At 68.0% G+C, this 12,161-nt stretch carries 13 protein-coding genes; 7 read left to right on the top strand and 6 right to left on the bottom strand.

Annotation, left to right across the window (positions count from 1 at the left end; genetic code table 11):
• The first annotated feature begins 21 nt into the window (after positions 1 to 21).
• The 3 genes from ispG to CHC08_RS14605 all read left to right on the top strand — a co-directional run bounded on the left by ispG (position 22) and on the right by CHC08_RS14605 (position 4,066).
• A complete protein-coding gene (gene ispG / locus CHC08_RS14595; protein WP_089207814.1) occupies positions 22 to 1,191 on the top strand; it encodes a flavodoxin-dependent (E)-4-hydroxy-3-methylbut-2-enyl-diphosphate synthase in 1,170 nt (389 codons plus the stop codon).
• A 380-nt stretch (positions 1,192 to 1,571) separates the two neighbouring features.
• On the top strand, positions 1,572 to 3,137 hold the full coding sequence (locus tag CHC08_RS14600; protein ID WP_089207815.1) for an alpha/beta hydrolase: 1,566 nt from the start codon (positions 1,572 to 1,574) through the stop codon (positions 3,135 to 3,137).
• Between the two features lie 86 nt (positions 3,138 to 3,223).
• Complete coding sequence (locus CHC08_RS14605; RefSeq protein WP_089207816.1) at positions 3,224 to 4,066, top strand: GNAT family N-acetyltransferase; 843 nt, start codon at positions 3,224 to 3,226, stop codon at positions 4,064 to 4,066.
• A gap of 261 nt (positions 4,067 to 4,327) precedes the next feature.
• On the opposite strand, the gene CHC08_RS14610 is transcribed toward CHC08_RS14605, so the two are convergent.
• Positions 4,328 to 4,918, bottom strand: a complete 591-nt coding sequence (locus CHC08_RS14610) for a TetR/AcrR family transcriptional regulator (RefSeq protein ID WP_179282044.1) — start codon at positions 4,916 to 4,918, stop codon at positions 4,328 to 4,330.
• 76 nt (positions 4,919 to 4,994) lie between these two features.
• Between CHC08_RS14610 and CHC08_RS14615 the strand changes: the two genes are divergently transcribed.
• The 4 genes from CHC08_RS14615 (at position 4,995) to CHC08_RS14630 (ending at position 7,268) form a co-directional block, all read left to right on the top strand.
• Positions 4,995 to 5,321 carry a rhodanese-like domain-containing protein gene (locus tag CHC08_RS14615; RefSeq protein WP_089207817.1) on the top strand — a complete coding sequence of 109 codons (327 nt, stop codon included), beginning with the start codon at positions 4,995 to 4,997 and terminating at the stop codon, positions 5,319 to 5,321.
• A gap of 224 nt (positions 5,322 to 5,545) precedes the next feature.
• Positions 5,546 to 5,737 carry a hypothetical protein gene (locus CHC08_RS14620; protein ID WP_089207818.1) on the top strand — a complete coding sequence of 64 codons (192 nt, stop codon included), beginning with the start codon at positions 5,546 to 5,548 and terminating at the stop codon, positions 5,735 to 5,737.
• Between the two features lie 24 nt (positions 5,738 to 5,761).
• Complete coding sequence (locus tag CHC08_RS14625; protein ID WP_338055677.1) at positions 5,762 to 6,328, top strand: PadR family transcriptional regulator; 567 nt, start codon at positions 5,762 to 5,764, stop codon at positions 6,326 to 6,328.
• Positions 6,329 to 6,530: 202 nt separating this feature from the next.
• Complete coding sequence (locus CHC08_RS14630) at positions 6,531 to 7,268, top strand: hypothetical protein (protein ID WP_089207820.1); 738 nt, start codon at positions 6,531 to 6,533, stop codon at positions 7,266 to 7,268.
• 263 nt (positions 7,269 to 7,531) lie between these two features.
• On the opposite strand, the gene CHC08_RS14635 is transcribed toward CHC08_RS14630, so the two are convergent.
• From CHC08_RS14635 to CHC08_RS14655, 5 genes are all read right to left on the bottom strand, one after another.
• Positions 7,532 to 7,909, bottom strand: a complete 378-nt coding sequence (locus CHC08_RS14635) for a DUF3037 domain-containing protein (RefSeq protein ID WP_179282045.1) — start codon at positions 7,907 to 7,909, stop codon at positions 7,532 to 7,534.
• Positions 7,906 to 8,715 (bottom strand): HipA family kinase, encoded by an 810-nt coding sequence (locus CHC08_RS14640; RefSeq protein ID WP_089207821.1) that lies wholly within the window; start codon positions 8,713 to 8,715, stop codon positions 7,906 to 7,908. Before CHC08_RS14640 ends, CHC08_RS14635 begins: the two co-directional genes overlap by 4 nt.
• A 128-nt stretch (positions 8,716 to 8,843) precedes the next feature.
• A complete protein-coding gene (locus CHC08_RS14645) occupies positions 8,844 to 9,725 on the bottom strand; it encodes a TIGR03619 family F420-dependent LLM class oxidoreductase (RefSeq protein WP_089207822.1) in 882 nt (293 codons plus the stop codon).
• A 133-nt stretch (positions 9,726 to 9,858) separates the two neighbouring features.
• Positions 9,859 to 11,109, bottom strand: a complete 1,251-nt coding sequence (locus CHC08_RS14650; protein ID WP_089207823.1) for an LLM class flavin-dependent oxidoreductase — start codon at positions 11,107 to 11,109, stop codon at positions 9,859 to 9,861.
• On the bottom strand, positions 11,106 to 11,897 hold the full coding sequence (locus CHC08_RS14655) for an alpha/beta fold hydrolase (protein ID WP_089207824.1): 792 nt from the start codon (positions 11,895 to 11,897) through the stop codon (positions 11,106 to 11,108). The genes CHC08_RS14650 and CHC08_RS14655 overlap by 4 nt, the downstream gene beginning before the upstream one ends.
• Positions 11,898 to 12,161: the final 264 nt, after the last annotated feature.

The following is a 12,161-nucleotide window of genomic DNA, read 5'->3' on the forward strand; positions in this document are numbered from 1 at the left end:
TCCGACTCTCAAGGGTTGAAAATGACTTCTGTTGCTCTCGGGATCCCGTCCGTCAGGACCAGGCCGATCGCCGAGCGACGTAAATCTCGTCAGATCATGGTCGGTTCCGTTCCGGTGGGTGGGGACGCGCCGGTCTCCGTGCAGTCGATGACCACCACGGTCACCGCCGATATCAATGCAACGCTCCAACAGATCGCCGAGTTGACCGCGTCGGGCTGTCAGATCGTGCGGGTGGCCGTGCCCACCCAGGACGACGCCGACGCGCTGGCCACCATCGCGCGCAAGTCGCAGATCCCGGTGATCGCCGATATCCACTTCCAGCCCAAGTACGTCTTCGCCGCGATCGCGGCGGGCTGCGCGGCGGTCCGGGTCAATCCGGGCAACATCAAGAAGTTCGACGACAAGGTCGGGGAGATCGCCCGGGCCGCCGCCGACCACGGGGTGCCGATCCGGATCGGCGTCAACGCCGGCTCGCTGGATCCCCGCCTGCTGGCCAAGTACGGCAAGGCCACCCCCGAGGCGCTGGTGGAATCGGCGCTGTGGGAGTGCTCTTTGTTCGAGGAGCACGACTTCCGCGACATCAAGATCTCGGTCAAGCACAACGACCCGGTCGTGATGATCCAGGCCTATCGGCTGCTGGCGGCCCAGTGCGAATACCCGCTCCACCTCGGCGTCACCGAGGCGGGCCCGACCTTCCAGGGCACGATCAAGTCCGCGGTGGCGTTCGGTGCGTTGCTGGCCGAGGGGATCGGCGACACCATCCGGGTGTCGTTGTCGGCGCCGCCGGTGGAGGAGGTCAAGGTCGGCAACCAGATCCTGGAGTCGCTGAACCTGCGTGAGCGTGGTCTGGAGATCGTCTCCTGTCCCTCCTGCGGGCGGGCCCAGGTGGATGTGTACACGCTGGCCGAGCAGGTCCAGGCCGGGCTTGAGGGACTGAAGGTGCCGCTGCGCGTCGCGGTGATGGGCTGCGTCGTCAACGGTCCCGGCGAGGCCCGTGAGGCCGATCTCGGGGTCGCCTCGGGCAACGGCAAGGGCCAGATCTTCGTCAAGGGTGAGGTCATCAAGACCGTTCCCGAGTCCCAGATCGTCGAGACCCTGATCGAGGAGGCCCTGCGCCTGGCCGAAAAGATGGGCGTCGACGTCGACCTGGACGACGACGACGCTCCCGGTCCCCAGGTCATCGTCCGTTAGCGGCTCCGCCCCGAGGCCGACCGGGTTCTCCGCGATCAGGAGCAGCACCTGCCCCTGAGCCGACCCGGTCAAGGCTCGGAGGCCCCGTCGGGGACCGCTGGTCGACGGCGCCTCCGGTGACACTCCGAGGTGAAGCGCTCCCCGCGGGCGAATCCGAAGAATTCCACACAGTGCGGGCCCGCGCCTCTGCGCGGGCCCGCACTGTTGTTACCTGCAGCCGGTAGGTCTTTCGATGAAACCGTTTGCCGTGGCCATCGCCGTATGCTTACACATGGCAATCACTTGACTACACATTGGTAAGCATCTGGTTGTGTCGCGGGTGGGTCGTGCATCGCACGGGAGACCATCGCCTCTGCCGTATAAGTAGGGGGGATTCCACCGTGAAGAGGCTTGTCGGAATTGTCGTCGGCATCGGGATGCTGGCCGTCGCCGGAGTTCCACAGGGAGCCACGGCCCAGGAACGGGCCGCGTTGGTCTGGGGGCCCTGCGAGAAGGAGAGCAAGTCCGCGTCGCCCGGGAATTCGCCCGCCCCCGCCGAGTCGGCGGGCAGCAGGGAGGAGTGCGCCACCCTGAGGGTGCCGCTCGACTACAGCAACCCGGATCAGACCATCGGCATCGCCCTGAATCGGATCAAGGGAAAGACCTCGCGAGACCACCTGGGCGCGCTGCTGGTCAATCCCGGGGGCCCCGGGGCGTCCGGCCGGAGCCTGGCCAAGACGGTGGCCGCGGGCCTTCCCGCCAACCTGGCCGACAGGTTCGATGTGATCGGCTTTGACCCTCGCGGGGTGGGGCACAGCGAGCCCGCGATGAAGTGCATGGACTTCGAGACGTACTACAGGGCGCCCGGTCTCGACCACGTGCCGGCGAACAGGCAGGAGGAGTCCGCCCTGATCGACCGGGCCCGCCAGTACGCCACGGCGTGCGGTGACCGATGGGGCTGGCTGCTGCCCCACATAAGCACCGAGAACTCCGCCAGAGACCTCGACGCGATCAGGGCGGCACTGGGCGAGTCCAAGATCAGCTACCTGGGTTACTCCTACGGCACCTACCTCGGCGCGGTCTACGCCACGCTCTTCCCCGACCGGGTCAAGCGACTCGTCCTGGACAGCGTGGTGGACCCCCGGCAGGTCTGGTACGGCTCCAATCTCATTCAGGACGCCACCTTCGACCGGCGGCACCGAGACTTCCTGAGGTGGACGGCCCGTCACAACCGGGTCTACAGGCTCGGCTCAACGGAGAAGGCGGTCTCCTTCGCCTGGTACGCCATGCGGGAGCGGCTGCGCACCCGCCCGGCCGCGGGGGTGGTGGGCCCGAGCGAGTTGGACGACGTCTACACCGTCGGCGGCTACTCCGACGTCATCTGGCCGCAACTCGCCAAGGCGTTCTCCGCCTACGTGAAGAAGGACGAGACGGCCCTCCTGCTCAGCGCCTACCGCCAGCACGCTCTGAACGACGCCGACGACGAGAACAACTACGCGGTCTATCTCGGAGTGCAGTGTCACGACGCCGTCTGGCCGCGTGACTGGGCCCGGTGGCGGACCGACACGACCAAGCTGCACGCCAAGGCGCCCTTCCTGACCTGGACCAACGCCTGGTACAACGCGCCGTGCGCGTTCTGGCCCGAGAAGTCCGGCACACCGGTGAAGATCCAGGGCAGCAAGAAGTTGCCGCCGATCATGCTTGTCCAGGCCGAGCGTGACGCCGCCACGCCGTACGTCGGGGCCGTGCGGATGCGCAAGCTGTTCGACAGCGCCCGGTTGCTGGTCGTGCCCACCGGTAACCACGGGGTCTCTCTCGCGGGGAACCGCTGCGTGGACCGGCGTCTGGCCGCCTATCTCAAGGACGGCACCCTGCCCGGTGCGGCCGGACACGCGGCCAAAGGCCCGGACGCCCGCTGTGCGGGCACTCCCGCGCCGGTGCCCGTTCCCGCGCTCTCCAAGCCATGACGGCGGGATCCGGGTTTAACGGGTAGATGAGAGGCTCTGTGTTGGTTCCTGCCAAAATCGAGGGGGTCGCGTAGGCTAAACGGGTGATGCTGCGCACAACGGCGTCGCGCGTGCTCGACGACAACGATCGTGACGAGGTTTTGGCGCTTCTCGACGCCGATCCCGTCGGTAACGTCTTCGTCGCTTCCAGGGTCCGTTCCGTCGGGCTCAATCCGGCCAGGCTTGGTGGCCAGATGTGGGGATTCGGGCCGCGCGGTGGCCTGACCTCCCTCTGCTACGCCGGGGCCAACCTGGTCCCGGTGAACGCCGGCCCAGACGCCGTCCATGCCTTCGCCGACCGCGCCCGCAAGCAGGGCCGCCGCTGCTCCTCGATCGTCGGCCCGTCCGACGTGGTGGAGCTGCTCTGGGAGCGGCTCGCACCCTACTGGGGCACCGCCCGTGCGATCCGATGGGCGCAACCGGTGATGGTGGCCACCGGGCCTTCCCCGGTCCCGATCGACCCGTTGGTCCGCAGGGTCCGGCCCGAGGAGTTCGAGACCCTGCTCCCCGCCTGTGTGGCGATGTTCACCGAGGAGGTGGGCGTCTCCCCGGACGCGGGGGACGGCGGCGCCCTCTATCGCTCCCGGGTCGCCGAGCTGATCAGGATCGGCAGATCCTACGCGCGGATCGAGGACGGTCGTGTCGTCTTCAAGGCCGAGATCGGCGCGGTGACCCCGCTCGCCTGCCAGATCCAGGGCGTGTGGGTCCACCCCGACCTGCGGGGCCGTGGACACGCGGTGGCCGGTATGGCCGCGGTGGTCAAGCACGCGCTCGACTGCTTCGCGCCGGTGGTCTCGCTGTACGTCAACGACTACAACCTCCCGGCCAGGGCGGCCTATCGCAAGGCCGGATTCAAAGAGGTCGGTACCTTCATGTCGGTGCTCTTCTGAAGCCCTCGGCGCCGGCCGACCCTGCCCAAGGGCGGACACGGCCCATAAAACCGTCGGCTCAGCCTGCGCGGGTTCAGATCCCGCACCTGACACACCGGTAGAAACGGCTCTCTCACCGGTGGAAACGCGGTGCGAGGGCCGTTCTCGCATGTCCGGCCGTTCATGGTCGTCAACGGCCCGGCAGCCGAACGAGACCTGCCGGCGAACCCGGGCGAGACGCTGAGGATTCGCGCGGGTTCGCGGGGTGGGCTGGGCCTTGGCTCACCGTCCGGGACGTTGCATCGCCGAACGCGCGAGGCGGAGAAGGCCGGCGCGTATCCGCTTTTCACCCAGCTCCGGCAGGAGTGCGGTTATGTGCTCGGCCGACAAGGCGGCCAGCACGGCATGGGCGGCGTGTTCGGGGTCGGGCGTGGCGCTGAGCAGGATCGCCAGGTGGCGGTGCCAGAACCGGTAGGCCCCGATCCGGTATCGGGCCCCGGGGGCCGCGGTCTCCGACATCCGGATCAGATCCAGGTGCTCCAGCAGATAGTCGAAGTAGGCGTCGACGAACGCGGCGAGCCGCTCGTCGGCTGCTGCTCCGAGGCCGAGTGGTGGCGGTCCATGCAGGATCGCCTCCTGCAGCACACGCTCCCGGGCGTCCAGCAGAGCGGCGGCCAATCCGGACTTGTCGCCGAACCGGCGGAACAAGGTGCCCTTGCCGACGCCGGCGGCCGCGGCCACCTGGTCCATGGACACCGCCTCTACGCCCTGTTCGGCGAACAGCCGGGCTGCGGCCTTCAGCACCGCAGCCCGGTTACGTGCCGCGTCCACCCGCTCCTTGGGGGGTGGTGTGCGCAGCAGTTCCAACGGCATTGCAGAATCGGACTGCGGTCCGTTATTGTCATGAGCCACAACCGGACTATAGTCCAATTGTCTTGGAGGCAGTGGCATGACCGCACTCATCACCCGAAACGAGCTGCAGGCAGAGATCGACGCGGGCACCGTGACCGTTGTCGACGCACTCGGCGGCGACTACTACGCACAGCAGCATCTGCCCGGCGCCCTCGCGCTGGTCAGGGACGAGGTCGACAACCTGGCGCCCTCCCTGCTCCCCGACCTCGACGCCGCGATCGTCACCTACTGCTCCAACCCGGCATGCCCCAACAGCGGACAGGTCGCCGACCGGCTCACCGCCCTCGGCTACACCAACGTCCGTAAGTACCGCGAGGGCATAGAGGACTGGGCCGGCGCCGGCCTGCCCATCGAGTCCGCCTGATCCCCACCGGTGGAGGGACAACGCGAGAAGCGGCGTCCCTCCACCGGTGGTCGCACATCTCCGCGTCACGCCCGAGCCGAGGTGACCCGCTCGGTGGTCAAGCCACGGACTCGCCCAGATGACCAGGTGAGGTGTCAGGTGGCTGGGGACGGCTTCCAACCCACCGCGTGATCTCAACTCGGAACAGACCCTAGACGAGAAGTTCCGAAGCATCGGCGCGGCTGATGGCTGGCTGCGCCGGGCTGACCGCTTGCGGCCCGCCCGACCTGGAACAGCATGGCGGGCGGACCTTCGAGGGCGTCGCCGTCCGCGTCGCCCAGCGCATTCTCGCGATGGCCGCGGCGATCTGGCACGACAACAAGACCGGCGCACCGATCACCCGACCACTGATCACTTCGGAACTTCTCGTCCAGTAAAATCTGGTTACCGATCGTTCGGAGGTGGGAGCAGGGGTGTCGGCCATCCGGCTGCTGGTGCTCGGGGCCATCCGCGAACGCGGCCGGGCGCACGGTTACCAGGTGCGCAGCGACCTGGAGAGCTGGGGCGCGCACGAGTGGTCCACGGCCAAGCCCGGCTCGATCTACCACGCGCTCAGGCAGATGGCCAAACAAGGGCTGCTGCGCGCCCACGAGATCGCGCCGAGCGCCGCGGGCGGACCGCCGCGAACGGAGTACGAGCTCACCGATGAAGGTGACGCGGAGTTCCTGAGCCTGCTGCGTACGGCCCTGGCCAGGCACGACCAGAAGATCGACGAGCTGACGGCCGGGGTGGGTTTCCTCACCTGCCTGCCCCGGGAAGAGGTGATCGCGCTGCTCAAGGAACGGGTGGCGGCACTCGACGGCTGGCGGGCGGAGGTCGCTCGCCACTGGACGCCCGACGGCGCCGACTCCCGGGACGGGGAGCCGATCACCGAGATCATGCGGCTCTGGACGCACTTCTCCGGCAGCGGCGCCGAGTGGACCCGCGGCCTGATCGAACGCCTGGAAAGAGGCGCACACACCTCCTAAGGGAGGCCGCGTCGCGCCGTCGGCTCCCACGAGGCCACCGGCCCGCCCCTGGCGCGGGTGGCCGGCGCGGCCGGCCACGGATCCTCGTTCGCCGGGGTTCCCGCGCGGATACACGATAATTCGGAGAGCGCCGCCGTTCATTCGCCGATACACTCGAATCCGGCAATAGTACAATTTGACTAGTGCTCATCCGGAGAGTGACATGGCCAACGAGACGACCGTGCCGGCACTGCCCTGCCGATCGATCGACGAGATCGAGGAGTTCTACACCGCGCTGGGTTTCACCAGGACCTACCACCAGGTTCGCCCGAACCCGTACCTCGCCCTACGGCGGGAGGACATCCATCTGCACTTCTTCACCATGCCGGGCTTCAACCCGGAAGACTCCTACGGCACCTGCATCATCACCGTCCCCGATACCGGAGCTCTCTTCAGCGCCTTCGCCGAGGGCATGCGATCCACGTACGGCAAGCTCCTGATCTCCGGGATCCCCAGGATGACCAGGCCCAGGAAACGGAAGAACTCCGACAACCTCGCCGGGTTCACGATCGTCGATCCGGGAGGGAACTGGATCCGGATCTTCCCCTCGTCCAAGGACGCGATCCAGGAGGAACCCCCGACCGGCAGACTCGCCACGGCACTGCAGAACGCCGTCGTCATGGGCGACTCCCACGGCGATCACCGGCAGGCCGCCAAGATCCTCGACGGCGCGCTGGCACGAGCGCAGGACACGCCGAGCGTGGACCTCATCGAAGCGCTCCTCTACCGCGCGGAAATAGCCTTGGTACTCTCCGACCGCGAGCGGGCGGGCGAGCTGTTGACCCGCGTCCGTGAGATGTCCCCGGACGTCGCAGAAGGGGAACGGCTGACCGAGTCACTGGCCGGCGCGGACGACCTCGAGACGGCCCTGTCGAAGGCGGTGGCCGAGGAGAGCCGGTGAGACAGACGTGTGGCATGTCGCGTTCCTCCGATCTTGTCGTCGATCTTGAGGTGGCGTGCGGTCACGAGGGTGTCCAGGTCGGTCGTCACAAACTGATCTTCGACATCCTCGTCTTGTTCGGTGGCCGGTTTCGCGGTTTTCGGGGACGCGGTCAGGGGTGGGCTTCGGACGCACCAGCGAAGCGTCCGCTTCACGGGCGGGCCGCAAGCGGTCAACCCGGCGCAGCCAGCCATCAGCCGCGCCGATACTTCGGAACTTCTCGTCTAGAGGCTGCGTACCAGCCGGGTGACCAGGTGTTCCAGCTCGGCCTCGGGGTCGGCGGTGAGACCGGCGTGAACCGGGCCGGTCTGCACGATCGTGCTGCGCGGGGCGGTCAGCCAGCGGAACCTGCTGCCCAGCGGCTCCCCGGTCAGCGGTCCCGCGTCATCGGTACAAGAGCGCTGGTAGGCACCGAGCGCGTGCCGTACCCCGTCGACGTCCACCCCGGCGTCAAGCGCGTGGAGCCGTACCTCGTCCAGCTCCACCCGCGCGCACAGGTAACTCCGTGGCTGGCAGTAGAGCAGCACCCCGGCGTTGATCAGCTCGCCCCGCTCCACGCGGGGGATGACCCGGATCACCGCGTACTCGTAGACGTCTCTCACCGGTTGCCCTTCCAGAACGCGCCCACGGAGCCGGTCTTCTTCTCTTGCCTGGGCGTGACCGAGGGCTCGGGCAGCCAGGTGCGCGGCCCCTGCGCGCGGGCGAGCAGGTGCTCGACATACGCCTGCCGTACGGCCTGCGCCCCGTCGAACCCCGGCTCGTCCTCCAGCCACTCGTCGGGGACCTCGTCGACCACCCCGTCCAGAAGATCCCGGGTGATCAACTCACTGAACTCGGCGTCGACCTCCGCCACCCGGGTGGCGAAGGGGGCCAGCACGTGATCGCTCGCATCGTAGCCGCGCAGCGGGTCGGCGGTGGGCCAGTTGTGGTGGAACCAGAGCGCGGCGCCATGGTCGATCAGCCAGACGTCGCCGTGCCAGAGGAGCAGGTTCGGGTTGCGCCAGCTCCGGTCCACGTTGTGGATCAGCGCGTCGAACCAGAGCAGCCGGGAGGCGAAGTCTGGGTCGGGGGGCCAGGTGAGCGGGTCGAAGCCGAGCGCGGCGGGCAGGAAGTCGATCGCCAGGTTATGTCCGGTGCTGGCTTTGAGCAGATCCTGGATCTCCTCGTCGGGCTCCCGGGCGCCGAGCTGCGGATCGACGTCGATCACCTTCAGCTCGGGGGTGCGAAAGCCGAGCCGCCTGGCCAGCTCGGCGCAGACGATCTCGGCGACGAGCACCCGGCGGCCCTGCCCGGCACCCCGGAATTTCACGACGTAGGTGCCGAGGTCATCCGCCTCCATCACCCCGGGAAGCGACCCGCCCTCGCGCAGCGGCGTTACGTAACGGGTGGCCCTGATCTCTTCCAGCACTTCGCCAGGCTACCGCGTCGTTCTGGTGCCGCCTTGGTGTCGGACGGGTGGAGCGCACCGGCTGCCCATCACCCGGGCTCACGGTCACCGCACAGTGAAGATTCATTCGATGAGACGCCGGGTCATCGTCAAATCTTGGCGATGACCTCCTCGGCGAATCGTTCGACGGTGGCGACCTTCAGCTCGATGCCGTCGCCGTGCTCCGCCTTCTCCTGCGGCGTCGCCAGCCACCAGGGCGCGATCAGCGTCCCGGTGACGCCCTTGTCGGCGAAGCGGCGGTAGGTGGCCGCGTCGGGCATGACCGCGAGGGGCGCGATGATGTCCAGATCGTCCTGTGCCCTGCCGTACTCCCTCAGGTAGCGCCGCAGGTCGGCGATGACCGCGTCGAGCCGCTCCTCGGGATAGACGCGGTTGCCCATCCAGCCGTCGCCGATCCGGGCCGCGCGGCGGAGCGCCGCCTCGCTGTCGCCGCCGACGAAAAACGGCACGGGCTCCGCGGGGACGGGCGAGATCGACAGCGGGCCGTACTCGAAGTGGGCGCCGTGGTGTTCGACCGACCCACCCGCCCAGAGCTCGCGCAGGGCCGGGATCATCTCGTCCAGCCTGCGGCCCCGGGTGTGGAAGTCCTGGCCGGTCTGGACGAACTCCTCCTTGCACCAGCCGACCCCGACGCCGAACGTCACCCGGTCCCCGGACAGTACGGCGGCCGTGGAGACCTGCTTGGCGACGCTGAACAGGTCGCGGGCCGGGGCGACGTAGACGTTCGGGGCGAAGCGCAGGGTCGAGGTGACCGCGGACATCGCGCCGATCGTCACCCACACGTCCGGCCAGTGCGTGTCGGCGTTCCAACGGGGCACGCCGGTCTTCGAATAGGGATAGGGGGAGTCGAAGTCGGCGTAGAAGATGTGGTCCGACAACGTGAGCGTGTGGATGCCGCAGCGCTCCGACGCCCTGGCCAGTTCGACGAACTGGCCGGTCTCGACGAACGACGCTCCAAGCCAGAACTGCATGGATCCTCCGCGAGCCTGGAAATGATGAAATTTCGAGAGATGTCACTCGGCGCAGCCGGGGGACATCTCCGGACGCCGGGCCGGTAGATGCCGATCCCGGACGCCTGCGCGGGACGGCCGGCCGGGGTGGGGATCAGCCGGAGAACTCGGGGATGACCTTGGTGGCGAACAGTTCCAGGTTCCGCTTGACGGTGTCGAGCGGCAGGACGCCCTGCTGTCCCTGCATGAACAGGCCGAACCACTCCAGGTCGGGCATCCGGTCGAGCATGCGCTGGATGCCGCGCTTGACGTCGTCGGGACTGCCGAGCAGGGCCATCTCGACCTCGTTCATGCGCTTGTAGTCGCCCTTCTCCGGGCTGATCGGCTTGTGGCTGTCGTCCTCCTCCCTGCGGAGGACCTCCAGGTAGCCGAACGGGCCGAAGAAGGCGGCGAAGTCCTTCTGCATGCCCTTGCCGTAGGTGGCGATGGCCTCCTCGCGGGTGTCGGCCATGCCGATGATCTTGAGGATGCCCGTGTGCTCGCCCAGCTTGTAGTCACGACCGCACTTGGCCGACTCCTCCTGGTAGAGCCTGGCCTTGGCGGCGTGCTCGTCCGGGTTCGGGGTGAACATCCACGGCAGGATGTCCTCCTGCGCCGCCCGGATCACCGAGCGGTCGGAGATGGTGAACGGCTGCCACAGTTCCGGATACGGATTCTGGTACGGCTTGGGCCCGACCGAGACCGCGTGAATCCTGCCCTGGTCGTCTACCTCGCCCGGCGCGCCGAACTTCCGGGTCCACTCCAGCGCCGGCCAGCCCTCGATGCCGTCGAACGGCGCGGGCACCTCGTAGTCGAGCACGTCGGACTTGTAGCGGAGGGTGTCCTGGGTCCACGCCATCTTCATGATCTTCAGGACCTCGCCGAAGACGTCGAAGTTGCGGGTGTCGGTTCGGGAGCCGTCGGAGCGGGCGGCGGTGGCCTGCCAGCGCTGGCCGAGCACGTTCATCCACCGGTTCTGGTAGCCGCGGGCCACGCCCAAGCGGAGCCGTCCCTTGCTGAAGTGGTCGAGCAGCGCCACGTCCTCGGCCGCCCGGATCGGGTCCCAGGCAGGCAGCACGATGCCCAGGGGGGCCAGCAGGATGCGCTCGGTCCTGGCCGCCAGGTCGGTGAGGAACATCAGCGGGTTGACCGAGAACTCGAAGCCCTCGGAGTGGAAGTGGTGCTCGGTCATCATGAGCGCGTCGAAGCCGATCCGGTCGGCGTGGATCGCGATCTCACGGACCTCGTGAAGCAGCGCCTGATAGGACTCGACGTCGCGCCCGATCGGCCGCTTGGCGACCGCGTTCTCCTCGCTGGAGTATCCGGAACCGGGGATCTGCGGGTTCAGGAAGATCGAGAACTTCACGACAGTCTCCTTAGCCAGTTGGTGACGACGGCAAGGAACTCCCCCGGACGTTCCTCGTGCAGTCGGTGGCCGCTGCCCTCCCAGGCCACGGCCTTGGAGTGCGGATCCTTGAACAGGCTCGCCTCCCACGCCGCCTGGACGGGGTCGAACCAGAACGTCAGCACCGGGCAGGTCCGGCGCGACAGGTATTCCTCGGTGTTGGGACGCAGGCCGAGCGCGTCCGGGCCGTCGAACATCGCCTCGAACGCCTGGAGCAGCACGTGCGGGGGCGTGGCGATGATCCGGCGCCGATGCCACTCGCGCAACCACTCCGGGGTCGCCGCGGAGTAGGTCCACTCGTCGTTACGCAGGCAGACCGCCAGGGTGTCCTCGCGCATCCGCTCAATGATCGCGGGGAGGTTGCGGGCCCTCGCGCCCGCGAAGCCGTACCCGGGGTCGACCGTGACCAGCGCCTTGATCAGAGAGGGGTACTCCACGGCCAGATGGGAGACGATCTGGCCGCCCATCGAGTGACCGATCGCGACGCACGACTCCACGCCGAGGGCGGCGCAGAGCAGGGCGAGGTCGTCGGCCATCTGCGTCGGGGTGTTGCCGGACTCCGGCGCGGAGGAGTAACCGTGTCCGCGCACGTCCACCGCGATCACCCGGTACTGCCTGGCGAGAGAGGGGATGTGGTGGACCCACTCGTGGGAATCCGATCCCAGGCCGTGGACGAGCAGCAGCGTCGTGTCTCCTGAACCGTCGTCGGTGTGAAACAGCCGCACGTCGCCCAAGTCCGTGAACGCCATAAGCACCCTTCCGTGAGGATTGCCGTACTGATCGGGGCTCGTCGGGTGGCTCTGCACCCGGTACGCGTCGCGAACGCCCTGTCCTTTGTCATCGGTGACGCGGGCAGACCGCTCCAGGAATGATAACCGAGCAATCGCTTGGTCTAGCAGTGGATTCGCCCGGTGAGAAGAACACCGTCCTCACTGTCGCAGACGGCGACGGCGGGGAGGACGTGATCCGTCACGCTTCAGGAGGGGGATGCGGGGAGGGGCGTGTCGCGGCCG

The sequence above is a fragment of the Streptosporangium subroseum genome (assembly GCF_900188345.1).
GTDB classification, from domain to species: domain Bacteria; phylum Actinomycetota; class Actinomycetes; order Streptosporangiales; family Streptosporangiaceae; genus Streptosporangium; species Streptosporangium subroseum.